General features: G+C 64.7%; 22 protein-coding genes and 2 tRNA genes. 21 read left to right on the forward strand and 3 right to left on the reverse strand.

Annotation, left to right across the window (positions count from 1 at the left end):
- The first annotated feature begins 62 nt into the window (after nt 1-62).
- Complete coding sequence (locus AC3FOF_RS05745) at nt 63-626, forward strand: phosphoribosyltransferase (protein WP_017231377.1); 564 nt, start codon at nt 63-65, stop codon at nt 624-626.
- Between the two features lie 85 nt (nt 627-711).
- Here the strand turns inward: AC3FOF_RS05745 and AC3FOF_RS05750 are convergent, their stop codons facing one another.
- From AC3FOF_RS05750 to AC3FOF_RS05760, 3 genes are all read right to left on the reverse strand, one after another.
- On the reverse strand, nt 712-1,323 hold the full coding sequence (locus tag AC3FOF_RS05750; RefSeq protein WP_488726030.1) for an NAD(P)-dependent oxidoreductase: 612 nt from the start codon (nt 1,321-1,323) through the stop codon (nt 712-714).
- Between the two features lie 133 nt (nt 1,324-1,456).
- Nucleotides 1,457-1,888, reverse strand: a complete 432-nt coding sequence (locus AC3FOF_RS05755) for an Rrf2 family transcriptional regulator (protein ID WP_017231375.1) — start codon at nt 1,886-1,888, stop codon at nt 1,457-1,459.
- Nucleotides 1,889-2,351: 463 nt separating this feature from the next.
- A tRNA-Leu gene (locus AC3FOF_RS05760) sits at nt 2,352-2,438 on the reverse strand.
- A gap of 70 nt (nt 2,439-2,508) precedes the next feature.
- On the opposite strand from AC3FOF_RS05760, the gene rnr reads away from it, so the two are divergent.
- From rnr to nuoK, 20 genes are all read left to right on the forward strand, one after another.
- A complete protein-coding gene (gene rnr / locus AC3FOF_RS05765) occupies nt 2,509-5,097 on the forward strand; it encodes a ribonuclease R (RefSeq protein ID WP_276263378.1) in 2,589 nt (862 codons plus the stop codon).
- A gap of 89 nt (nt 5,098-5,186) precedes the next feature.
- Nucleotides 5,187-5,930, forward strand: a complete 744-nt coding sequence (rlmB, locus tag AC3FOF_RS05770; protein WP_017228174.1) for a 23S rRNA (guanosine(2251)-2'-O)-methyltransferase RlmB — start codon at nt 5,187-5,189, stop codon at nt 5,928-5,930.
- Between the two features lie 16 nt (nt 5,931-5,946).
- Nucleotides 5,947-6,705, forward strand: coding sequence for an SIR2 family NAD-dependent protein deacylase (locus AC3FOF_RS05775; RefSeq protein WP_017228175.1), 759 nt, complete (start codon nt 5,947-5,949; stop codon nt 6,703-6,705).
- 324 nt (nt 6,706-7,029) lie between these two features.
- Entirely contained in the window at nt 7,030-7,302 is a 273-nt protein-coding gene (gene rpsO / locus AC3FOF_RS05780) for a 30S ribosomal protein S15 (protein WP_017228176.1), read from the forward strand.
- Nucleotides 7,303-7,801: 499 nt separating this feature from the next.
- A complete protein-coding gene (pnp, locus tag AC3FOF_RS05785) occupies nt 7,802-9,997 on the forward strand; it encodes a polyribonucleotide nucleotidyltransferase (RefSeq protein ID WP_276263376.1) in 2,196 nt (731 codons plus the stop codon).
- 181 nt (nt 9,998-10,178) lie between these two features.
- Nucleotides 10,179-11,183, forward strand: coding sequence for an NAD(P)H-quinone oxidoreductase (locus tag AC3FOF_RS05790; RefSeq protein ID WP_017228177.1), 1,005 nt, complete (start codon nt 10,179-10,181; stop codon nt 11,181-11,183).
- Between the two features lie 161 nt (nt 11,184-11,344).
- Entirely contained in the window at nt 11,345-12,082 is a 738-nt protein-coding gene (gene tpiA, locus AC3FOF_RS05795; protein ID WP_276263375.1) for a triose-phosphate isomerase, read from the forward strand.
- Between the two features lie 46 nt (nt 12,083-12,128).
- Nucleotides 12,129-12,494: a preprotein translocase subunit SecG gene (secG, locus tag AC3FOF_RS05800; protein WP_017228179.1), complete on the forward strand. Its 366-nt coding sequence runs from the start codon at nt 12,129-12,131 to the stop codon at nt 12,492-12,494.
- Between the two features lie 205 nt (nt 12,495-12,699).
- A tRNA-Leu gene (locus tag AC3FOF_RS05805) sits at nt 12,700-12,784 on the forward strand.
- A gap of 164 nt (nt 12,785-12,948) precedes the next feature.
- Nucleotides 12,949-13,308, forward strand: coding sequence for an NADH-quinone oxidoreductase subunit A (locus tag AC3FOF_RS05810; protein ID WP_017228180.1), 360 nt, complete (start codon nt 12,949-12,951; stop codon nt 13,306-13,308).
- Between the two features lie 6 nt (nt 13,309-13,314).
- Nucleotides 13,315-13,797: a NuoB/complex I 20 kDa subunit family protein gene (locus tag AC3FOF_RS05815; RefSeq protein WP_006156837.1), complete on the forward strand. Its 483-nt coding sequence runs from the start codon at nt 13,315-13,317 to the stop codon at nt 13,795-13,797.
- A gap of 1 nt (nt 13,798) precedes the next feature.
- A complete protein-coding gene (locus AC3FOF_RS05820) occupies nt 13,799-14,398 on the forward strand; it encodes an NADH-quinone oxidoreductase subunit C (protein WP_017228181.1) in 600 nt (199 codons plus the stop codon).
- 9 nt (nt 14,399-14,407) lie between these two features.
- Nucleotides 14,408-15,661, forward strand: a complete 1,254-nt coding sequence (locus AC3FOF_RS05825) for an NADH-quinone oxidoreductase subunit D (protein WP_017228182.1) — start codon at nt 14,408-14,410, stop codon at nt 15,659-15,661.
- 201 nt (nt 15,662-15,862) lie between these two features.
- On the forward strand, nt 15,863-16,357 hold the full coding sequence (gene nuoE, locus AC3FOF_RS05830; protein ID WP_017228183.1) for an NADH-quinone oxidoreductase subunit NuoE: 495 nt from the start codon (nt 15,863-15,865) through the stop codon (nt 16,355-16,357).
- A 1-nt stretch (nt 16,358) separates the two neighbouring features.
- Nucleotides 16,359-17,654: an NADH-quinone oxidoreductase subunit NuoF gene (nuoF, locus tag AC3FOF_RS05835; RefSeq protein ID WP_017228184.1), complete on the forward strand. Its 1,296-nt coding sequence runs from the start codon at nt 16,359-16,361 to the stop codon at nt 17,652-17,654.
- A 12-nt stretch (nt 17,655-17,666) separates the two neighbouring features.
- Nucleotides 17,667-20,045: an NADH-quinone oxidoreductase subunit NuoG gene (gene nuoG, locus AC3FOF_RS05840; RefSeq protein WP_488726031.1), complete on the forward strand. Its 2,379-nt coding sequence runs from the start codon at nt 17,667-17,669 to the stop codon at nt 20,043-20,045.
- An 18-nt stretch (nt 20,046-20,063) separates the two neighbouring features.
- Entirely contained in the window at nt 20,064-21,128 is a 1,065-nt protein-coding gene (nuoH, locus tag AC3FOF_RS05845; protein WP_276263372.1) for an NADH-quinone oxidoreductase subunit NuoH, read from the forward strand.
- A 65-nt stretch (nt 21,129-21,193) separates the two neighbouring features.
- Nucleotides 21,194-21,685, forward strand: a complete 492-nt coding sequence (gene nuoI / locus AC3FOF_RS05850; RefSeq protein WP_017224316.1) for an NADH-quinone oxidoreductase subunit NuoI — start codon at nt 21,194-21,196, stop codon at nt 21,683-21,685.
- A 143-nt stretch (nt 21,686-21,828) separates the two neighbouring features.
- Nucleotides 21,829-22,479 (forward strand): NADH-quinone oxidoreductase subunit J, encoded by a 651-nt coding sequence (locus AC3FOF_RS05855; protein WP_276263371.1) that lies wholly within the window; start codon nt 21,829-21,831, stop codon nt 22,477-22,479.
- A 16-nt stretch (nt 22,480-22,495) separates the two neighbouring features.
- Entirely contained in the window at nt 22,496-22,801 is a 306-nt protein-coding gene (gene nuoK / locus AC3FOF_RS05860; protein ID WP_006156828.1) for an NADH-quinone oxidoreductase subunit NuoK, read from the forward strand.
- The last annotated feature ends 47 nt before the right edge of the window (nt 22,802-22,848 follow it).

Below are 22,848 nucleotides of genomic sequence, written 5' to 3' on the forward strand. Positions count from 1 at the left end.
CAAGCGGGCCGAAACTTTATCGGTCGACAGACCTCAAGCCTCAAGCCGAAGCGCTGAAAAATATGACCCTGCCATCGAACGACGACGAGAACCTGTGGGTTTCATGGGACGAATATCACAGCCTGATCGCGCGCCTTGCGCTGACCGTCCATGAGTCCGGCTGGAAGTTCGACAAGATCCTGTGCCTGGCGCGCGGTGGCCTGCGCGTGGGCGACCAGATGTCCCGCATCTTCGACGTGCCGCTCGCCATTCTCGCCACCAGCAGCTATCGCGAGGCAGCCGGCACCCAGCAAGGCGACCTCGACATCGCGCAGTACATCACCATGACCAAGGGCGACCTCTCCGGCAAGATCCTGCTGGTCGACGACCTGGTGGATTCGGGCGTTACGCTGGAGCGCGTGGGCCGCCATCTGCAGGAGCGCTATCCCGCCGTGACGGAAGTCCGCTCCTCGGTGCTGTGGTACAAGGCCTGCTCCAAGGTCAAGCCCGACTACCACGTCACCTTCCTGCCGACCAACCCCTGGATTCACCAGCCCTTCGAGGAATTCGATACCCTGCGTCCGCACAACCTGTCGGCCTGGCTCAAGCGCGGCAAGCACGCCGCTGGCGGCAGCGTTCAAGGCTGATTCCGCAAGCGACCGCCCCGCGCTGCGCGGGACGGTTCCAGTGACGAAGCGGGGCGGCGGCTTGCCGCCCTTTTTTCGTCGAGGCTCAGTACGCTACCGTGTAGCGCTGACGCGAGTGCGCCGGCTTTTCCACTTCGTCGATCAGGGCGATGGCGTAGTCTTCCATCGAGATCCAGCTCTTGCCGCTGGCGTCCGACAGCAGCGTTTCCTCGCCCGCGCGGTAGGCACCGGTGCGGGTGCCCGGCTCGAACAGCGCGGCGGGAGAGAGGAAGGTCCAGTCGAGGCCTGCCTCGGTGCGCAGCGCGTTGAGGAAGTCGCGGCCGGCCAGCGCCTCGGCCTTGTAGGCTTCCGGGAACTGCGGCGTGTCGACGAGCTGCACGCCAGGGGCCACGTAAAGGCTGCCGGCGCCGCCGACCACCAGCAGGCGAGGCACCGCCGCCGCCTTGACCGCGCCAACGATCTGCTCTGCGCTGGCCTGCAGGAAGCGCACCGTGCTGATCGCCACGTCGTGGCCGGCGAGGGCGGTGGCCAGCGCCTTGGTGTCGGCCACATCGGCGTTACGCGTGCTCAGGCCCGGCTGCGCGGGCAGCTTGCCGGCCTGGCGCGCGATGGCGGTGACGGTGTGGCCACGGCGCAGCGCTTCATCGATGAGGCGGGTGCCAACGCGCCCGGTGGCGCCAATGATTGCGATCTTCATGCTCAACTCCTTGCTTGGTTGCCTGGATCAGCTTGCTTCACCGAAAGGTGATGACAGCATAGTCAAGCCCGCGCATGGCACGGGCATCATATCGATATGAAACCGCCATGGTTACATATCGGGTTAAAAAAATTCAGCGCTTGTGGCGCTGCGCGGCCTGCTCCACGTCTGCAAGCATGCCGGCTATCGTAATTCCGGCCAGCGCCCCGTCCATCGCGGCCTGGGCGCGGTCGGCGGCCTGCTTCAGCGCGCCGGTGATTTCCCTTCCCACCATGCATGCCGGGTTGGGGGCGCTGTGGTGCAGGGCGATCAGGGCGGTCGATTCCACCGCGCGGAACACGTCCAGCAGGGTGATCGATGCCGCAGCACGCGCCAGCGAGGCGCCGCCGTTGCTGCCCATCATGGTGCTCACCAGGCCGGCCTCGGCCAGTTGCCCGACCATCCGGCGGATCAGGGCCGGATTGGTGCCCACGCTGCCAGCAATCAGCGACGACGGCAAAGGCGTATCGGCACTGGCCAGCAGGGTCAGGATATGGACGGCGACGGCGAATCGGCTGTTGCTCATGGTTGGGAAGAAAATATGAAACTATCTTAGTTACAGATCGGTGTGCCTGTCAAGCCGCTGTGCGGGCAAGGTGCGGTGCCGGTATCGCAATGGGCCGCAGGAATAGTGCGGTTCGTGCCGGAAAACGTTGGAAAACGCGACATTCAAGCGTTTAACAGGCGGAAGAATGCCGGGATCGCCACTGAAGCTGATACACTCACCCGCAGCGCAGCAGTCGGCGCAGTCTGGCCCGGGTCCCGGTAGCTCGTGTGAGCGCCAGGGCCGCGTGGTCGGGGGCCACCCGAGCGGGTGGGGCGGCGGATGGGAGTGGTTCCCATGTGCCGGAGCGGCGGTTGCCGCCGCCAGTTTTCATTTAGTCGCGCAGTCGCGCCAATATCGAATCGGGAGTGCAAGTTGTCAGTTCAGACGCCGGAAAACAAAAAACCCGCAGGGCTCGAAAGCGCTGCGGGTTTCCCGTTTGATCTGGTGCCCAGGAGAGGACTCGAACCTCCACAGTGTTGCCACCGCTAGGACCTGAACCTAGTGCGTCTACCAATTTCGCCACCTGGGCGGGCGTCGAAACAACCGAAGCGCTCATTATAGCGACCGCAAAACGTTTGTCAAATTATTTCTAGAAAAAATTGAATCAGAATAACTATCCGATCCCTAGTCGGGAAGAAATCCTCGGCGTCCTGAGGACGTCCGGGTCGCCGCTGTCGGCGGGCGATATCGCCAAGTCGCTCGCCGTCACGCGCAAGGAACACGACGGTTTCCAGAAACGCCTCGCCGCCATGGAGCGCGACGGGCAGATCGAACTCAATCGCAAGGGCCGCTACGAGCTGGCCCACCAGCCCAACTTCGTGGTCGGCCGGGTGCAGGGCCACCGCGACGGTTTCGGCTTCCTGATCCGCGACGATGGCGACGACGACATCTTCCTGCCGGAGCGTGAGCTGCAGAAGGCCATGCATAACGACCGTGCCCAGGTGCGCGTGATCGGCTACGACCGGCGCGGCCGGCCGGAAGGGCAGATCGTCGAGATCATCGAGCGCGCCAACCGCTACGTGATCGGCCGCCTGCTCAGCGAAGGCGGCGTGCTGGTGGTGGCGCCGGAAGACAAGCGCATCAGCCAGGACATCCTGATCCCGCCCAAGGCGCAAGGCAAGGCGGTGGTGGGGCAGGTGGTCAGCGTCGAGATCATCGACTACCCCGATCGCTACGTGCAGCCGGTGGGCCGCGTGGTCGAAGTGCTGGGCGATATCGACGATCCCGGCATGGAGATCGAGATCGCGGTGCGCAAGTACGGCGTGCCGCATGCCTTCTCGGATGCCTGCGCCAAGGAGGCCGTCGCGCTGCCGGACACGGTGCGCGAAGCCGACCTGGAACACCGCATCGACCTGCGCGACGTGCCGCTGGTGACCATCGACGGCGAAGACGCGCGCGACTTCGACGACGCGGTCTATTGCGAGCCCGTCAAGATTGGCCGTGCCAAGGGCTGGCGCCTGGTGGTGGCGATTGCCGATGTGTCGCACTACGTGCGCCCGGGCACCCCGCTCGACGCCGATGCGCTGGATCGCGCCACTTCGGTGTACTTCCCGCGGCGTGTCATCCCGATGCTGCCGGAGAAGCTCTCCAACGGGCTGTGCTCGCTGAACCCGCAGGTCGACCGCCTGTGCATGGTGTGCGACGCAGTGATCACCGCCAAGGGCGAGCTCAAGGCTTATCAGTTCTATCCCGCCGTGATGCATTCGGCGGCGCGCCTGACCTATAACGAGGTCTGGTCGGTGCTCTCGAACACCAAGGGCCCGGAGGCGCACAAGCGCGCCGACCTGGTGCCGCACCTGCAGAATCTGTACGAACTGTTCCAGGTCTTGCTGAAGTCGCGCCGCGAGCGTGGCGCCATCGATTTCGACACCACCGAGACCTATATCGTCTGCAATGCGCAGGGCAAGATCGAGCAGATCCTGCCGCGCACCCGCAACGACGCGCACCGCCTGATCGAGGAGTGCATGCTGGCCGCCAACGTCTGCGCGGCCGACTTCCTCGAGCGCTTCAAGCATCCCACGCTGTACCGGATCCATGCCGGCCCGAGCGAAGAGAAGCTGAAGAACCTGCGCGAGTTCCTGCGCACCGTCGGTCTTTCGCTGGGCGGCGGCGACAAGCCGCAGGCAGCCGACTATGCCGACGTGATGGACAAGATCAAGAGCCGTCCGGATGCGCCGATGCTGCAGACCATGCTGCTGCGCTCGATGCAGCAGGCGGTCTACAGCCCGGACAATATCGGCCACTTCGGCCTGTCCTACGAGGCCTACGCCCACTTCACCAGCCCGATCCGCCGCTATCCGGACTTGCTGGTGCACCGGGCGATCAAGGCTGTGCTGGCGCATACCAAGTACGTGCCGGCGTTTGCCCCGGGTACCGCGCTGAACACGGCGATCGCGCCCAAGGCGCGCCGCCTGCAGGCCAAGGACGCCGCGGCCAAGGCGGAACAGACCGCCGCGCGCGCCAAGCGCAACGAGGCCATCTGGGACGAACTCGGCCTGCACTGCTCGGCCAACGAGCGCCGCGCCGACGAAGCCTCGCGCGATGTCGAAGCCTGGCTCAAGTGCTATTTCATGCGCGACAAGCTCGGCAGCGAGTATTCGGGCACCATCAGCTCGGTTACCTCGTTTGGCATCTTCGTGCAGCTCGACGAGCTGTATGTCGAAGGCCTGGTCCACGTCACCGAACTGGGCAGCGACTACTTCCAGTACGACGAGGCGCGCAACGAACTGCGCGGCGAACGCACCGGCATCCGCTACCGCCTGACCGACCGCGTCCGCGTGCAGGTCTCGCGCGTGGACCTGGACGCCCGCAAGATCGACTTCCGCCTGGTGCAGGAGCCGTCGGCCAAGAACCTGCGCGGCCGCGCGCCCACCTCGGAGGTGGCGCCGCGCGTGCCTGCAGCGCATGCCGTGCCCGCGCGCAAGAAGGGCCGCCAGCTGGCCGCGCTGCTCGGCGGCAGCTCCAAGCCGGAAGAATCGTTCGACGAAACGCTGGACCGCGTGATCGAAGAGCAGCCGGTGTTCGAAGCCGTCATCACGCCGGTGAAGTCACGCGTGGGGCAGGGTGCCAAGGCCAGCGGCAAGCCGGCCAAGCGCGCCGCCAAGCCCAAGCCGCAGCATCTCGCCCCGGCGCACAAGGGCGGCGGCAAGCCGGCCGGCAAGAGCAGCCGCGCCTCGCGCAAGCGCTGATGGCGCGGCCGGTGCCGGGGCGGCAATAACGCGCTCCGGCACCGGCTCCGACTTCCGGGCAAGCGCTGGCGGGAAGGTACAATCCCGCCATGGCTAAACAAAAACTCCTGATCGGCTTTCACGCCGTCACCGCGCGCCTGCGCCAGGACGCCGCCGGCGTCACCGATGTCTATGTAGAATCCGCGCGGCGTGACCGCCGCATGCAGGACTTCATCCGCCTTGCCGAAAGCCTCAAGGTGCGCTTGCACCCGGTGGACGCCGAGCGCCTGCGCGGCATGGCCGGCACCGACCGCCACCAGGGCGTGGTCGCCCGCGCCGAAGACGTGGCGCTGGCCCTCAATCTCGACGAACTGCTGGATGGCATCGAGGGCACGCCCTTGCTGCTGGTGCTGGACGGCGTCACCGACCCGCATAACCTGGGCGCCTGCCTGCGCGTGGCCGACGGCGCCGGCGCGCATGCCGTGATCGCTCCCAAGGACCGCAGCGTCGGTCTCAACACCACGGTGGCCAAGGTCGCCAGCGGCGCCGCGGAAACCGTCCCCTACATCACCGTCACCAACCTGGCGCGCACCCTGCGCGAGTTGCAGGAGCGCGGCATCTGGGTGATCGGCACCGCCGACGGCACCGAGAAAACGCTGTACGACGTCGACCTCAAGGGCCCGATGGCCCTGGTCATGGGCGCCGAAGGCGAGGGCATGCGCCGTCTCACCCGCGAAACCTGCGACGAGCTGGTCGGCATCCCGATGGCTGGCGGCGTGGAAAGCCTCAATGTCTCCGTTGCCAGCGGCGTGTGCCTGTACGAAGCGGTACGCCAGCGCCGCCTGCCGCGCTGATCCCGGGAATGGTCCCATGAAGGCGGAAATCGACGCGCAGGCGCTGTCGGCCTCGCGCCGGCTGATCGCCGCGGCCGGGAATATCATGGTGCTGACCGGGGCGGGCGTCTCCGCCGAATCCGGCGTGCCGACCTTCCGCGATGCCATGACCGGCCTGTGGTCGCGCTTCAACCCCGAGGAACTGGCGCAGGAAGATGCCTACCGGCGCCAGCCCGCGCTGGTATGGGAGTGGTACCAGCACCGGCGCGCACTGGTGGCGGCGACCCATCCGAATCCCGCGCACGTGGCCCTTGCGTCGCTGTCTGCGCAGAAGCCCCTTACCCTGGTCACGCAAAACGTCGATGGCCTGCACCAGCGCGCAGGCAGCCGCGACGTGATCGAACTGCACGGCAACCTGTTCGCCGATAAATGGCTGGATGGCTGTGGCCGTTGCGATCCGGCCGTGGCCGTGCCCGGCGTGCCGCCGCGCTGTTCCGCTTGCGGCGCCATGATGCGCCCGGGCGTGGTGTGGTTCGGCGAAGCGCTGCCGCGCGTGGCGCGCTATCGTGCCGAGCATGCGGCCGAGACGGCCGACCTCTGCCTGGTGGTGGGCACCTCTGGCCTGGTCTACCCGGCAGCCGGGCTGCCCGGCATAGCCAAGGACCACGGCGCGCACGTCATTGTGGTCAATCCCGAGCCTTCGGCGCTGGACCAGACCGCCGACATCGTGCTGCGCGGGCCGGCGGGCGTGGTGCTGCCCATGCTGTGGGACGGCACGCAGGCGGCCTCGGCCTGACCAGATTCCCTTGGCCCCGGGGCCCTGACGCGGCCCGGGGCGTATCGCGCGCGCCGGGAGGGGGCTAAGCCATAGCAATGAAACCCGGGTGTCGGCCAAGCGGCATATCCGGCGAGCCGCGTATCGGGGTTCGAGCCGGATAGCGTATTGTCGCTCGCCGCAATCCCATCCCGCTTCGGTTTTCCGCTATAATCGCCCGCTTGTCGTAGCCAGCCGCCTGCCCAAGCATCCGGTGCGGTCGCGGCAAATGCCTGAAAAACGCAAAGGCACGACGCATACGGCACATTCCGCGCTGTAGCGTTCGCAAGTGAAAAGGAAATCACCATGGCAGAAGCCCAAACCAGCAGCAAAACCGAAGTCATCAAGCAGTTCGCACGCGCCGCCAACGACACGGGCAGCCCCGAAGTCCAGGTCGCCCTGCTGACCACGCGCATCAACGAACTGACCCCCCACTTCAAGGCCAACATGAAGGATCACCACAGCCGCCGCGGTCTGCTGCGCATGGTGAGCCGTCGTCGCCGCCTGCTGGACTACCTCAAGGCCAACGACGCCGACCGTTATCGTTCGCTGATCGAGAAGCTCGGCCTGCGTAAGTAAGCAGCCAGGATCGTCCGGATGGCAGCACGAATGGATGCACTGCACGCCTTCGCGTGAGCCACTAATGCCTGCGTCAGCCCCGCTGATGCAGGCATTTTGTTTTTGCGGATGAATTTCGCGGCTGGAATGCCGCAGGTCCGGCCGCCGTCCGTTTGAAGTCCGGCGTTGTTGCAAGTGATTTTTGTTTCACTTGATGGTGTCATGACCCCGGGTCGGGCACACGTTGCGCCAAGACGTGCAACGGAGTAAGTTAGTTTGTTCTTTAGCTTTTTTTAGCTGTTTACCGTTAATCCATACCGGAGTCGGACAAGGAAACGGGGCTTTGTGTCATTCCAGCGCGGTATCCGCCCAGGCGGGTGCCAGGTATCAGCTGTCAGGTACCGCGCTGGAATGGCATAGCACTTCCCTGTAACTGCGACCGGCGCGCATCCGGCAGTTCGCCCGCGGCTGCTAACGCGGGCGTTGCACAAGCGTGCAAGCACGAACAAAAGGAACGCTCATGACCATGTTCAACAAGATCGTCAAGGAATTCCAGTGGGGTCAGCACAAGGTGCGCCTGGAAACCGGCGAAATCGCCCGCCAGGCTGGCGGTGCCGTGATCGTCGACGTGGAAGACACCGTGGTGCTGGCCACCGTGGTGGCCGCCAAGTCGCCCAAGGCCGGCCAGGACTTCTTCCCGCTGACCGTCGACTATATCGAGAAGACCTACGCTGCCGGCAAGATCCCCGGTGGCTTCTTCAAGCGTGAAGGCCGCCCGTCGGAAAACGAGACGCTGACCTCGCGTCTGATCGACCGCCCGCTGCGCCCTCTGTTCCCGGAAGGCTTCTACAACGACGTGCAGGTGGTGATCCACGTGCTGTCGCTGAACCCGGAAGTGCCGGCCGACATCCCCGCCCTGATTGGCGCCTCGGCTGCCCTGGCAGTGTCGGGCATCCCGTTCAGCGGCCCGGTGGGCGCTGCCCGCGTCGGCTACAAGGACGGCCAGTACCTGCTGAACCCAACCCGCTCGCAGATCGCCACGTCTGAACTGGACCTGGTGGTTGCCGGTACCGAGCGCGCCGTGCTGATGGTGGAATCGGAAGCCCGCCAGCTGTCGGAAGACGTGATGCTGGGCGCCGTGGTCTATGGCCACGAGCAGATGCAGACCGCCATCAACGCCATCCATGACCTGGTGCGCGACGGCGGCAAGCCGGAGTGGGACTGGACCGCGGCACCGAAGAATGAAGCGCTGATCGCCAAGATCGGCGAGATCGCCGAGCCGCTGCTGCAGGACGCCTACCAGCTGCGCCAGAAGTCGGCCCGCAGCCAGAAGCTGAAGGAAGTCTACGCAGCCGTGACGGCGCAGCTGGCCGAGGCCGGCGTGGAAGCCGACAAGGTCGAAGTGGGCAACGTGCTGTTCGACATCGAAGCCAAGATCGTGCGCAGCCAGGTGCTGTCGGGCGAGCCGCGCATCGATGGCCGCGACACCCGCACCGTGCGCCCGATCGAGATCCGCTCGTCGGTGCTGCCGCGCGCCCACGGCTCGGCCATCTTCACCCGTGGCGAGACCCAGGCGCTGGTGGTTGCCACGCTGGGCACCAAGGGCGACGAGCAGATCATCGACGCGCTCGCCGGCGAATACCGCGACCGCTTCATGCTCCACTACAACATGCCTCCGTTCGCCACCGGCGAAACCGGCCGCGTGGGCAGCCCCAAGCGCCGCGAAATCGGCCACGGCCGCCTGGCCAAGCGCGCGCTGATCCCGGTCCTGCCGAAGGATGACGAATTTGCCTACACCATCCGCCTGGTGTCCGAGATCACCGAATCCAACGGCTCGTCGTCGATGGCATCGGTGTGCGGCGGCTGCCTGGCACTGATGGACGCCGGCGTTCCGATCAAGGCGCATGTGGCCGGCGTGGCCATGGGCCTGATCCTGGAAGGCAACAAGTTCGCCGTGCTGACCGACATCCTGGGCGATGAGGACCACCTCGGCGACATGGACTTCAAGGTGGCCGGCACCGACGCCGGCATCACCGCGCTGCAGATGGACATCAAGGTCCAGGGCATCACCAAGGAAATCATGCAGGTCGCGCTGGCGCAAGCCAAGGAAGGCCGCCTGCATATCCTGGGCAAGATGCAGGACGCGATGGGACACGCGCGCACCGAGCTGTCGGAGCACGCACCGCGCATGATCACCATGAAGATCCATCCGGACAAGATCCGCGAAGTGATCGGCAAGGGCGGCTCGACCATCCAGGCGCTGACCAAGGAAACCGGCACCACCATCGACATCCAGGAAGACGGCACCATCACCATCGCATCGACCTCGACCGAAGGCATGGCCGAAGCCAAGCGCCGCATCGAAGGCATCACCGCGGAAGCCGAAGTGGGCAAGATCTACGCCGGCACCGTGCTGAAGCTGCTGGATTTTGGCGCCATCGTCAACATCCTGCCGGGCAAGGACGGCCTGCTGCACATCTCCGAGATCGTCAACGAGCGCGTCAAGGACATCAAGGACTGGCTCAAGGAAGGCCAGCAGGTTCGCGTGAAGCTGATCCAGGCTGACGAGAAGGGCCGCCTGCGCCTGTCCCTGAAGGCCGCGCTGGCCGAAGAGGGCGGTAGCATCAGCCAGATCGCCAACACCAGCGAAGCACCGGCAGCGCCGGCAGCGCCTGCTGCCCCGGCGGCGCCTTCGGCGGACCAGCAACAGCAGTAAGCGTTTCGCAGTATCCGTGGCAAGGAAAGCGGCTGGCGATGTCCAGCCGTTTTTTTGTTTACACTGCCGCCAGTCCCGCCCCGCGCAGCACGGCCGACCGGCCCCCAGCGCGGCGGATGCGCAGATTGATCCCCCGCCATGCGTGCGCGAGCCCGCCGCATGCGCAAAGCAAGGAGCAGCAATGCAAGCCATCGAAATCCGCGAATACGGCGCCCCTGAAGTCCTGCAACCGGCGCAGCGTCCCGATCCCGTCGCCAAGGCCGGCGAAATCCTGATTCGCGTCGCCGCCTCCGGCGTGAACCGTCCCGACGTGTTCCAGCGCACCGGCAACTATCCGGTGCCGCCTGGTGCCTCCGACCTGCCGGGCCTGGAAGTGGCCGGCGTGGTGGTCGGGGGCGATCTGGCGCATGCCGACAATCGCTTCGGCCTCAAGCCCGGCGATCGCGTTTGCGCGCTGGTGCAGGGCGGCGGATACGCCGAGCTGTGCGTGGCGCCGGTGGCGCAATGCCTGCCGGTGCCCGACGGCTTGTCCGATATCGAAGCCGCGGCCTTGCCGGAAACCTTCTTTACCGTGTGGAGCAATGTGTTCGACCGCGGCTACCTGGGCCGCGGCCCGTTGGGCAAGGATGAAACCCTGCTGATCCAGGGCGGCTCCAGCGGCATCGGCACGACCGCCATCCAGATCGCCAAGGCGCTGGGCCACAAGGTCTTCGTGACTGCCGGCAGCGCCGACAAATGCCGTGCCTGCGAAGCACTGGGTGCCGACCGCGCCATCAACTACAAGACCGAGGACTTCGTGGCCGAGGTCAAGGCCCTGACCGGCGGCCGCGGCGCCGACGTCATCCTCGACATGGTGGCTGGCCCGTACCTGGCACGCGAACTTGGCTGCGTGGCCGACGACGGCCGCATTGTGATCATCGCGCTGCTGGGCGGCGCCAAGGCCGAAATCCCGCTGGGCGATATCCTGCGCCGGCGCATCAGCGTGACCGGCTCGACGCTGCGCCCGCGCCCGGTGTCGTTCAAGGGCCAGATCGCGCAGGCGCTGCATCAGCATGTGTGGCCGCTGCTGGCCGCGGGCAAGATCAAGCCGGTGATCCACCAGACCTTTCCCGCCGCGCAGGCCGCCGATGCCCATCGCCTGATGGAGTCGAGCGAGCATATCGGCAAGATTGTCCTGACCTGGTAAGCCGGGAGGGTGGATGGCGAGGGCGGGCACGCCTTGTCCCGATGCGCGGGAGGGCGGGGCGCGGTCTGGCGCTGGCGCTCCCGGGCCGATTTCAGGGCGCTTCGGTGGCGTAGGGCCTTGGCCCGCGCTACAATAGCCGGTTTGATTGAGAGGGGCGTCCTGTGAGACAAAAGCTCGTCATCGGCAACTGGAAGATGCACGGCAGCCTGGCCGCCAATACGGCCTTGCTGGAAGGTATCAAGGCTGTACCGGCACGTGCCCGCCTTGCGGTGTGCGCGCCGTTCCCTTACCTGGCGCAGTGCCAGTCGTTGCTGGCTGCTTCCAATGTGGCCTGGGGTGCGCAGGATGTGTCCGCAGAGGCGCGTGGCGCTTTCACCGGCGAGGTGGCCGCGTCCATGCTGGCCGAGTTCGGCGTATCGTACGTCCTGGTTGGTCATTCCGAGCGCCGCAGCTACCACGGCGAAACCGACGCCACGGTGGCGGCCAAGGCGCTGCGTGCGCTCGAGTTCGGCATCGTGCCTGTGGTGTGCGTGGGGGAGACCCTGGCGCAGCGCGAGGCTGGCCAAACCGAGGCTGTGGTCGGCCGCCAGCTCGGCGCCGTGCTCGAGGCCCTCTCGCTCGAGCAGCTCGGGCAAATCGTGCTGGCCTATGAGCCGGTGTGGGCGATCGGCACCGGCAAGACCGCCAGCAGCGAGCAGGCGCAGGCCGTGCACGCCTTCCTGCGCGGCCAGGTGGCGGCGCGCGATGCCGGCGTCGCCGGGCGCATGGCCATGTTGTACGGCGGCAGCGTCAAGCCGGACAATGCGGCAGAACTGTTTTCCATGCCCGACATCGACGGGGGTCTCATCGGAGGCGCCTCACTGAAGTCGGACGATTTCCTCGCGATCGGCAACGCCTGAATGCCGGCCGCTCATCGGGTCTGATCAGGCAAGCGAATCGAACCAAATGGCAATTTTCAAAACTTTGTTGGTAGTGGCGCAGGTACTGTCCGCGCTCGGCGTGATCGGCCTGGTGCTGCTGCAGCATGGCAAGGGCGCCGATGTCGGTGCGGCGTTTGGCTCAGGTGCTTCGGGCAGCCTGTTCGGCGCCACCGGCTCGGCCAACTTCCTGTCGCGTACCACGGCTGTGCTGGCGACGCTGTTCTTCATCTGCACGCTGAGCCTGACGATGCTGGGCAATTATCGCCCGACGGCTTCGCTGGGCGTGATGGGCGCGGCGCCCCAGGTTGCACCGGTGGTGGCAGGGGCTTCGGCGCCTGCAGCTTCGGCCGTCGCGGCTTCGGCCCCGTCGGCGCCTGCCGTACCGAAATAATCAAGCAGCCTTGTGACGGATTCTTGAAGTTTTTTGTTGTTGTGCATTGAACAAAACAAGAATTTTCAGTTAGAATACAAGGCTTGAAACGATCCCCCAGCGACGGGGCTCCAGCAGGGAAAAAGACCTCCCCGCAAGAGTTCCGAAGGGTGTAAAAACCCTGGGCCCTTAAAGCCCAGCGCCAGGCAATATTGTTTCTCCCCCAGCCGACGTGGTGAAATTGGTAGACACGCTATCTTGAGGGGGTAGTGGCGAAAGCTGTGCGAGTTCGAGTCTCGCCGTCGGCACCAAACAACTTGATCGGGTTACCTGTCCGGAGTCCATCCCGGATCGGTAGCCCGGCCAGTCCGCAAGGCGGCGTCGTAATTTCTACGGAATGGCGCTTGGGGTGGGCAACAGGACGCCGCTTTCCGCTGGTGCTGTTGACAACATTCCAGATAAGGCTGGCCGTACCTTGAATCTCGAAGCCTACTTCCCCGTCCTCATCTTCATCATCTTCGGTGTCGTGCTCGGCATTGCACTGATGTCGATCGGCCGAATTCTCGGTCCCAACAAACCTGATTCCGCGAAGCTCTCTCCGTACGAGTGCGGCTTCGAAGCGTTCGAGGACGCGCGCATGAAGTTCGACGTGCGCTACTACCTCATCGCTATCCTGTTTATCCTGTTCGATCTCGAAACCGCCTTCCTGTTTCCCTGGGGTGTAGCTCTGCGGGATATCGGCTGGCAGGGTTTCTTCGCCATGGGCGTGTTTCTGCTGGAATTCATCGTGGGCTTCGTCTACATCTGGAAAAAGGGCGCGCTCGATTGGGAGTGATGTGATATGGCAATCGAAGGCGTTCTCAATGAAGGCTTCGTCACGACTACCGCTGACAAGCTGATCAACTGGACCCGCACCGGGTCGCTCTGGCCGATGACCTTTGGCCTGGCGTGCTGTGCTGTGGAAATGATGCATGCCGGCGCCGCGCGCTACGACATGGACCGCTTCGGCGTGATTTTCCGCCCGTCGCCGCGCCAGTCGGACGTGATGATCGTGGCCGGCACGCTGTGCAACAAGATGGCCCCCGCGCTGCGCAAGGTCTATGACCAGATGGCGGAGCCGCGCTGGGTGATCTCGATGGGTTCCTGCGCGAATGGCGGTGGCTACTATCACTACTCGTATTCAGTGGTGCGTGGCTGCGATCGTATCGTGCCGGTGGATATCTATGTGCCTGGCTGCCCCCCGACGGCGGAAGCGCTGATCTACGGCATCATCCAGCTGCAGAACAAGATCCGTCGCACCAACACCATCGCGCGCAAGGGCTGACATGTCGAATCTCGATACTCTGAAGGCCGCGCTCGAAAAGGTACTGGGCAAGCGTATCCAGAAACTGGTGGAGGCGCTAGGCGAGATTACCCTTATCGTCAAGGCCGAGGACTCGCTGGAAACCGCGCTGATGCTGCGCGACGATCCCACGCTGCGTTTCGAGCAGCTGATCGATGTGTGCGGCGTCGACTATTCCTCCTATGGCGATGGCGCCTGGCAAGGTCCCCGTTTTGCTGCCGTGACGCACCTGCTGTCGGTGACGCATAACTGGCGCGTGCGCTTGCGCGTGTTCGCGCCGGACGACGATGTGCCCGTGGTGCCCTCGCTGAACGAGGTCTGGAACTCGGCCAACTGGTTCGAGCGTGAAGCCTTCGATTTCTACGGCATCGTATTCGAAGGCCATAACGACCTGCGCCGCCTGCTGACCGACTATGGTTTCGTCGGCCATCCGTTCCGCAAGGATTTCCCGGTATCGGGCTACGTCGAGATGCGCTACGACCCCGAACAAAAGCGGGTGATCTACCAGCCCGTCACGATCGAGCCGCGCGAGGTAACGCCGCGCGTCATCCGCGAAGAGAATTACGGCGGCTTGCAGCACTGAGAACGCGCAATGGCAGACATCAAGAACTACACCCTTAACTTCGGCCCGCAGCACCCGGCGGCACACGGCGTGCTGCGCCTGGTGCTGGAGCTTGACGGCGAAGTCATCCAGCGCGCCGACCCGCATATCGGCCTGCTGCACCGTGCCACCGAAAAGCTGGCCGAGCAGAAGACCTGGATCCAGAGCGTGCCGTATATGGACCGCCTCGACTACGTGTCGATGATGGTCAACGAGCATGCCTATGTGATGGCCATCGAGAAGATGCTCGGTCTCGAAGTGCCGATCCGCGCGCAATACATCCGTGTGATGTTCGACGAAATCACGCGCCTGCTGAACCACCTGATGTGGATCGGCTCGCACGCGCTGGACGTTGGCGCCATGGCGGTGTTCCTCTACGCCTTTCGCGAACGCGAGGACATGTTCGACATGTACGAGGCGGTGTCGGGCGCGCGCATGCACGCGGCCTACTACCGTCCGGGTGGCGTGTATCGCGACCTGCCGGACACGATGCCGCAATACAAGGCGTCCAAGATCCACAACGAGCGCGCCATCAAGGCCATGAACGAGGCGCGTTCGGGTTCGCTGCTCGATTTCATCGAGGACTTCACCAATCGCTTCCCGAAGTACGTCGACGAATACGAGACGCTGCTGACGGACAACCGGATCTGGAAACAGCGTCTGGTGGGCATCGGCGTGGTAAGCCCGGAACGCGCGCTGCAGATGGGCTTTACCGGCCCGATGCTGCGCGGCTCGGGCATCGAGTGGGATCTGCGCAAGAAGCAGCCCTACGAAGTCTATGAGCGCATGGACTTCCAGGTGCCGGTTGGCGTGGGCGGCGATTGCTATGCCCGCTACCTGGTACGTGTCGAGGAAATGCGGCAGTCCAACAGCATCATCAGGCAATGCGTCGACTGGCTGCGCCGCAACCCGGGCCCGGTGATGAGCGACAACCACAAGGTGGCGCCGCCGTCGCGCGTGGACATGAAGTCGAACATGGAAGAGCTGATCCACCACTTCAAGCTCTTCACCGAAGGCATTCACGTGCCGGAAGGCGAGAGCTACGCGGCGGTGGAGCACCCGAAGGGCGAGTTCGGCATCTATGCGATCTCCGACGGCGCGAACAAGCCGTATCGCCTGAAGATCCGGGCCCCGGGCTTTGCCCATCTGGCCGCCCTGGATGAAATGGCCAAGGGCCACATGATTGCGGACGCGGTAACGATCATCGGTACCCAGGACATCGTCTTCGGCGAGATCGACCGCTAACAAGTACCGCCGGCCCCGGACGACGATCCGGGCGCCCCTGGCAAGGACCCGGAGCAACGGTGTCCGGCCACGGGAAACCCGCGGTGGGCCCAGCATGCTTCGACATGCGGGCCGCAACGGCAGCGACGGCTGCAAACCTGCGGATGCGCGCCATGTGGCGGTGCAGTTCCGCAAATGACTCGGCGTATTACAGCAACGACCATGCTATCAGCAGAAGCTCTCAAGGAAATCGATCGCGCGATCGCCAAGTATCCGGCTGACCAGAAGCAGTCGGCCGTGATGGCGGCGCTGGCCGTGGCGCAGGGCGAAGTGGGCTGGGTCTCCCCGGAAGTCATGCAGTTCGTTGCCAGCTACCTCGACATGCCGCCGGTATGGGTCGAGGAGGTCGCAACCTTCTACAACATGTACGACACCAAGCCGGTCGGCAAGTACAAGCTGACCGTCTGCACCAACCTGCCGTGCGCGCTGTCCGGCGGCGAACGGGCCGGCGACTACCTCAAGCAAAAGCTTGGCATCGGCTACAACGAAACCACCCCGTGCGGCACCTTCACCCTCAAGGAAGGCGAGTGCATGGGCGCCTGCGGCGACGCACCGGTGATGATCGTCAACAATACCCGCATGTGCAGCCACATGAGCAACGCCAAGCTGGACGCGCTGGTCGACGAACTCAAGGCCACCGCCAAGGGGGACAAGTAACATGACCTCTCTGCACGACCGCCACATCAAGCCGCTGATCCTGGCGGGCCTCGATGGCAGCAACTGGCACCTCGAAGACTACGTCAAGCGCGGTGGCTATCAGCAGCTCAAGCGCATCCTGACCGAGAAGATCACGCCCGAGCAGGTGATCGCGGACGTCAAGGCCTCCGGCCTGCGCGGCCGCGGGGGCGCAGGCTTCCCGACCGGCCTGAAGTGGAGCTTCATGCCGCGTCAGTTCCCCGGCCAGAAATACCTGGTCTGCAATACCGACGAGGGCGAGCCCGGTACCTTCAAGGACCGCGACATCATCCGCTACAACCCGCATGCGCTGATCGAAGGCATGGCCATCGGCGCTTACGCGATGGGCATCACCGTGGGCTACAACTATATCCACGGCGAGATCTGGAACGAATACAAGATCTTCGAGCAGGCGCTCGAAGAGGCGCGCGCAGCCGGCTTCCTGGGCGACAACATCCTGGATTCGGGCTTCAACTTCCAGCTGCACGCGCACCACGGCTACGGCGCCTACATCTGTGGCGAGGAAACCGCGCTGCTCGAATCGCTGGAAGGCAAGAAAGGCCAGCCGCGCTTCAAGCCGCCGTTCCCGGCCAGCTTCGGCCTGTACGGCAAGCCGACCACCATCAACAACACCGAGACGTTTGCCGCGGTGCCGTTCCTGCTGGCGATCGGTCCGGAAAACTACCTGAAGATGGGCAAGCCGAACAACGGCGGCTCCAAGATCTTCTCGATTTCCGGCGACATCGAGCGTCCCGGCAATTACGAGATCCCGCTGGGCACGCCGTTCGCGACCCTGCTGGAGCTCGCCGGCGGCATGCGCGGCGGCAAGCGCATCAAGGCAGTGATCCCGGGCGGCTCGTCCGCGCCGGTGGTGCCGGGCGACCTGATGATGGCGTCCGACATGGACTACGACTCGATCGCCAAGGCCGGCTCGATGCTGGGTTCGGGCGCGGTGATCGTGATGGACGAAACGCGCTGCATGGTTCGCTCGCTGCTGCGCCTGTCGTATTTCTACTTTGAAGAATCGTGCGGGCAGTGCACGCCGTGCCGCGAAGGCACCGGCTGGCTCTATCGCATGGTGAATCGTATCGAACACGGAGAAGGGCGCCAGGAAGACCTGGACCTGCTCAATAACGTCGCTGAAAACATCATGGGCCGCACCATCTGCGCGCTCGGCGATGCGGCAGCGATGCCGGTCCGCGGCATGCTCAAGCACTACTGGAAAGAGTTCGAGTATCACGTCGAACACAAGCAGTGCATGGTTCCGGCCTACTCTTAAGCGTGGCAGAACATGGTTGAACTCGAGATCGACGGCAAGAAGGTTGAGGTTGCTGAAGGCAGCCTGGTGATGGAAGCAGCCCGCCAATTGGGCACCTACATCCCGCACTTCTGCTACCACCGTAAATTGTCCATCGCGGCGAACTGCCGCATGTGCCTGGTCGAGGTGGAGAAAGCGCCCAAGGCGCTGCCCGCCTGCGCCACGCCGGTCACCCCTGGCATGAAGGTCTTCACCAATTCGGAGAAGGCAGTCAAGGCCCAGAAGTCGGTGATGGAATTCCTGCTGATCAACCACCCGCTGGATTGCCCGATCTGCGATCAGGGCGGCGAGTGCCAGCTGCAGGATCTGGCCGTGGGCTACGGCGCATCGGAATCGCGCTACAAGGAAGAAAAGCGCGTCGTGTTCCACAAGAACGTGGGACCGCTGATCTCCATGGAGGAGATGAGCCGCTGCATCCACTGCACCCGCTGCGTGCGCTTTGGCCAGGAAGTGGCCGGCGTGATGGAGCTGGGCATGCTGGGCCGCGGCGAGCACTCCGAGATCACCACCTTCGTCGGCCAGACCGTGGATTCGGAACTGTCCGGCAACATGATCGACCTGTGCCCGGTCGGCGCGCTGACCAGCAAGCCGTTCCGCTACTCGGCCCGTACCTGGGAACTGGCCCGCCGCAAATCGGTGTCGCCGCACGATGGCCTGGGCGCGAACCTGGTGGTGCAGACCAAGAATCAGCGCGTGATGCGCGTGCTGCCGCTGGACAACGAAGCCGTCAACGAATGCTGGCTGTCCGACAAGGACCGCTTCTCGTACGAAGGCCTGAACAGCGCCGACCGCCTGACCAAGCCGCTGCTCAAGCAGGGTGGCGAGTGGATGGAAACCGACTGGCAGACCGCGCTCGAATACGTCGCCAATGGCCTCGCCAGCATCAAGCGCGACCATGGCGCCGACCAGATCGCCGCGCTGGCCAGCCCGCACAGCACGCTGGAAGAACTCTACCTGCTGGGCAAGCTGGTACGTGGCCTGGGTAGCGACAACGTCGACTTCCGCCAGCGCCAGACCGATTTCTCGGCCGCCGCCAAGGGTGCGCCGTGGCTGGGCCTGCCGATCGCCGACGTCTCCATGCTGCAACGCGTGCTGGTGATCGGCTCGGCCCTGCGCAAGGATCACCCGCTGCTGGCCGCGCGTCTGCGCCAGGCCGGCAAGAAGGGCGCCCGCGTCGCTGTGCTCGGCGCCAGCGCCGACGACCTGCTGATGCCGCTGGCCGCACGCATCGACGTCGCGCCGTCCGGCTGGACCGCAGCGCTGGCCGGCATCGCCCGCGCCGTGGCTGCGGCCAAGGGCGTGGCCGCTCCGGCGGGTACCGATGGTTTCGACGGCGACGACAAGTCCAAGGCAGTGGCCGATGCGCTGCTGTCGGGCGAGCGCCGCGCCGTGTTCCTCGGCAACGAGGCCGTGCGTCACCCGCAATTCGCCACGTTGCATGCGCTGGCACAGTGGATCGCCGCCGAAACCGGCGCCACGCTGGGCTTCCTGACCGAAGCCGCGAACACCGTTGGCGGCCATATCGGCGGCGCGCTGCCGCAGAAGGGCGGGGCCAACGCGCAGGCCATGTTCGACGCGCCGCGCCGCGCCTATGTGCTGCTGAACACGGAACCCGAGTTCGATGCCGCCAACCCGCGCCAGGCCCTGGCCGCGCTGGGCCAGGCCGGTACCGTGGTGGTGCTGTCGCCGTTCCGCTCGGAAGCCGCCCTGCAGTATGCGGACGTCATCCTGCCGGTCACGCCGTTCACGGAAACCGCCGGTACCTTCGTGAATTGCGAAGGCCTGCCGCAAAGCTTCAACGGCGTGGTGCGCGCCCTGGGCGATGCCCGCCCGGCCTGGAAGGTGCTGCGCGTGCTGGGTAACCTGCTCGACGTGCCTGGCTTTGATTTCGAAACCGCCGAAAACGTGCGTGACGAAGTGCTGGCCAAGCCGGTCGCCGCGCAACTGGACAACGGCACCGATGCGGCCATCCGCGTTACCGCCGCAGCTGCCAGTGGCATCGAACGCGTCGCCGATGTGCCGATCTACCACGCCGACCCGATCGTGCGCCGTGCCGATTCGCTGCAGCTGACCGCAGCCGCGCGCCGCGCCATGCAAGCCGGCCTGTCGGCCGACCTGTTCGCCTCGCTGGGCGTGCAGGCGGGAGACCCGGTGCGCGTGACGCAGGGGCAGGGCAGCGTGGTGCTGCCGGCCGCCCTCGAGGCCGCGTTGCCTGCCGGCACCGTGCGTGTGTCCGCCGGCACCATCGCCGCGGCCAGCCTGGGCGCCACGTTCGGTACCGTCACCGTAGAGAAAGCCATCGACCTGGCCGCCACCGCGAAGGGCGCGGCCGAGCCGGCGGCCACGGCATAAGAAGAGCGAGAAAGAAACATGATCGACTGGATTACCTCGCAAGGACAGAATCTCTTCGGCGGCGCCTGGACGCCGCTGTGGATCCTGATTCGCGCCGTGGTCATTGTGGTGCCGCTGCTGTTGTGCGTGGCCTACCTGATCCTGTGGGAGCGCAAGCTGATTGGCTGGATGCACGTGCGTATCGGCCCGAACCGGGTCGGCCCGCTGGGCCTGCTGCAGCCGATCGCCGACGTGCTCAAGCTGCTGCTCAAGGAAGTGATGATGCCCACGCAGGTCAGCCGGGGCATGTACCTGGTTGCCCCGCTGATGGTGCTGATGCCCGCCGTGGCGATCTGGGCGGTGATCCCGTTCCAGGCCGAAGTGGTGATGGCCAACGTCAACGCCGGCCTGCTGTACGTGATGGCGATCAGCTCGGTGGGCGTCTACGGCGTGATCCTGGCTGGCTGGGCCTCCAACTCCAAGTACGCCTTCATCGGCGCCATGCGCGCCGCGGCGCAGATGGTGTCGTATGAAATCGCCATGGGCTTCGCCCTGGTGACCGTGCTGATGGTGTCGGGCAGCCTGAACCTGTCGGCCATCGTCAACTCGCAGAACACCGGCTACTTCGCCCATATGGGGATCAACGTACTGTCGTGGAACTGGCTGCCGCTGCTGCCCATGTTCGGCGTGTACTTCATCTCCGGCGTGGCCGAGACCAACCGCCACCCGTTCGACGTGGTGGAAGGCGAATCGGAAATCGTGGCCGGCCACATGATCGAATACTCGGGCATGGGCTTCGCGCTGTTCTTCCTGGCCGAGTACATCAACATGATCGTCATCTCGACGATGACCGCGCTGATGTTCCTGGGAGGCTGGGCACCGCCGTTCGAGAGCTTCATCACGAACGCGATCCCGGGCTTCTTCTGGCTGCTCGCCAAGGTATTTTTGCTGCTGTCGGTGTTTATCTGGATCCGCGCGTCGTTCCCGCGCTACCGCTATGACCAGATCATGCGCCTGGGCTGGAAGATCTTCATTCCGCTCACGGTCGGCTGGCTGATCATCGTGGCGATCTGGATCCGGTCGCCCTGGAATATCTGGCACTGAACGGCCAAAGCAGGGGCGCAGCCGCATCCGGCGGCGCCCTGTGGAATCATTAGGAAGCAATCGTCATGCTGCTCGCCATCAAGGACTTCTTCAACAGCCTGCTCCTGAAGGAACTCTTCAAGGGCATGGCTCTGACCGGGCGCTATCTCTTCGCGCGCAAGATCACAGTCCAGTTTCCCGAAGAGAAAACGCCGATGTCGCCGCGTTTTCGCGGCCTGCATGCGCTGCGCCGGTATCCCAACGGCGAAGAGCGCTGCATCGCCTGCAAACTGTGCGAAGCGGTTTGCCCGGCGCTGGCCATCACCATCGAGTCCGATGCCCGCGTCGACGGCACCCGCCGCACCACGCGCTATGACATCGACCTGACCAAGTGCATTTTCTGCGGCTTCTGCGAGGAAGCCTGCCCGGTCGACGCTATCGTCGAGACGCATATCCTCGAATACCACGGCGAGAAGCGCGGCGACCTGTACTTCACCAAGGACATGCTGCTGGCAGTGGGCGACCGCTACGAGCCGCAGATCGCCGCGGCCAAGGCAGCGGACGCCAAGTACCGCTGATAAGGCGCATTGCAGGGCGCGTCCGCCGAGTCTGGCGGACGTTGCCAATGAATACTGAATCGGGCCCCACGTGGGGCTAACGAAAAGGATGCCGCAAGGGCAGGCCACAGGAGTGGCTTGTGCCGGAAGGCTCGACGAGGACCATGGAACTCACGACCACCATCTTCTATGTCTTTGCGCTGGTGCTGGTGCTCTCCGCACTGAAAGTCATCACCGCGAAGAACCCGGTGCACTCAGCACTGTTCCTCGTGCTGTCGTTTTTTACGGCAGCCGCGATCTGGATGCTGCTGAAGGCCGAATTCCTGGCCATCCTGCTGGTGCTGGTGTATGTGGGCGCCGTGATGGTGCTGTTCCTGTTCGTGGTGATGATGATCGATATCGACATCGAGCACCTGCGGCGGGACTTCTGGACCTATGTGCCGCTGGCCTCGGTGGTCGGTGCGCTGATCATCGCCGAGATGGCCACCGTGCTGGTGCGTAACTTCATCGGCACGACCACGCCGCTGAACAACGTGGTGCACGGCCCGGACTACTCCAACACCGCTGAACTCGGCAAGCTGATCTACACCGACTACAACTACGCCTTCGAAGTGGCGGGCATCATCCTGCTGGTGGCCATCATCGCCGCCGTCGCGCTGACGCTGCGCCGCCGCAAGGACAACAAGTCGCAAGACGTGGGCGAGCAGCTGCGCACCCGCCGCCAGGACCGCGTGCGCCTGGTCACGATGCCCAGCGAAGCCCGTGCCGGCGTACAAGCCAGCCCGGAAGCCGCGGCTACCGCTAACAAGAACTGAAGCCCGGAGAAACGCTGTGCTCTCTCTCGCCCATTTCCTCGTGCTCGGTGCGATCCTGTTCGCCATCAGCATCGTTGGTATCTTCCTGAACCGCAAGAACGTCATCGTGCTGCTGATGGCGATCGAGCTGATGCTGCTTGCGGTCAATATGAACTTCGTCGCCTTCTCGCACTATCTGGGCGACCTGGCTGGTCAGGTTTTCGTTTTCTTCATCCTCACGGTGGCCGCGGCCGAGTCGGCAATCGGTCTGGCAATCCTGGTTGTGCTGTTCCGCAACCTGGACACGATCAACGTCGACGACATGGACACCCTCAAGGGCTGATCCCCGTCGCCTACGTTATGAACCAGTACCGTTCTCCGACCGCACAC

Source organism: Cupriavidus sp. 96C5-1, assembly GCF_057798855.1.

Excerpts from the sequence above, each read along its gene's own strand:
- AC3FOF_RS05755 (WP_017231375.1), bottom strand. The coding sequence starts at position 1,888 with ATGAGCAACAGCCGATTCGCCGTCGCCGTCCATATCCTGACCCTGCTG.
- AC3FOF_RS05745 (WP_017231377.1), top strand. The coding sequence starts at position 63 with ATGACCCTGCCATCGAACGACGACGAGAACCTGTGGGTTTCATGGGAC.
- pnp (WP_276263376.1), top strand. The coding sequence starts at position 7,802 with ATGACCATGTTCAACAAGATCGTCAAGGAATTCCAGTGGGGTCAGCAC.
- AC3FOF_RS05825 (WP_017228182.1), top strand. The coding sequence starts at position 14,408 with ATGGCAGACATCAAGAACTACACCCTTAACTTCGGCCCGCAGCACCCG.
- rpsO (WP_017228176.1), top strand. The coding sequence starts at position 7,030 with ATGGCAGAAGCCCAAACCAGCAGCAAAACCGAAGTCATCAAGCAGTTC.
- nuoG (WP_488726031.1), top strand. The coding sequence starts at position 17,667 with ATGGTTGAACTCGAGATCGACGGCAAGAAGGTTGAGGTTGCTGAAGGC.
- rlmB (WP_017228174.1), top strand. The coding sequence starts at position 5,187 with ATGGCTAAACAAAAACTCCTGATCGGCTTTCACGCCGTCACCGCGCGC.
- AC3FOF_RS05855 (WP_276263371.1), top strand. The coding sequence starts at position 21,829 with ATGGAACTCACGACCACCATCTTCTATGTCTTTGCGCTGGTGCTGGTG.
- nuoE (WP_017228183.1), top strand. The coding sequence starts at position 15,863 with ATGCTATCAGCAGAAGCTCTCAAGGAAATCGATCGCGCGATCGCCAAG.
- nuoI (WP_017224316.1), top strand. The coding sequence starts at position 21,194 with ATGCTGCTCGCCATCAAGGACTTCTTCAACAGCCTGCTCCTGAAGGAA.
- secG (WP_017228179.1), top strand. The coding sequence starts at position 12,129 with ATGGCAATTTTCAAAACTTTGTTGGTAGTGGCGCAGGTACTGTCCGCG.
- AC3FOF_RS05750 (WP_488726030.1), bottom strand. The coding sequence starts at position 1,323 with ATGAAGATCGCAATCATTGGCGCCACCGGGCGCGTTGGCACCCGCCTC.
- nuoH (WP_276263372.1), top strand. The coding sequence starts at position 20,064 with ATGATCGACTGGATTACCTCGCAAGGACAGAATCTCTTCGGCGGCGCC.
- AC3FOF_RS05820 (WP_017228181.1), top strand. The coding sequence starts at position 13,799 with ATGTCGAATCTCGATACTCTGAAGGCCGCGCTCGAAAAGGTACTGGGC.
- nuoF (WP_017228184.1), top strand. The coding sequence starts at position 16,359 with ATGACCTCTCTGCACGACCGCCACATCAAGCCGCTGATCCTGGCGGGC.
- AC3FOF_RS05775 (WP_017228175.1), top strand. The coding sequence starts at position 5,947 with ATGAAGGCGGAAATCGACGCGCAGGCGCTGTCGGCCTCGCGCCGGCTG.
- AC3FOF_RS05815 (WP_006156837.1), top strand. The coding sequence starts at position 13,315 with ATGGCAATCGAAGGCGTTCTCAATGAAGGCTTCGTCACGACTACCGCT.
- AC3FOF_RS05790 (WP_017228177.1), top strand. The coding sequence starts at position 10,179 with ATGCAAGCCATCGAAATCCGCGAATACGGCGCCCCTGAAGTCCTGCAA.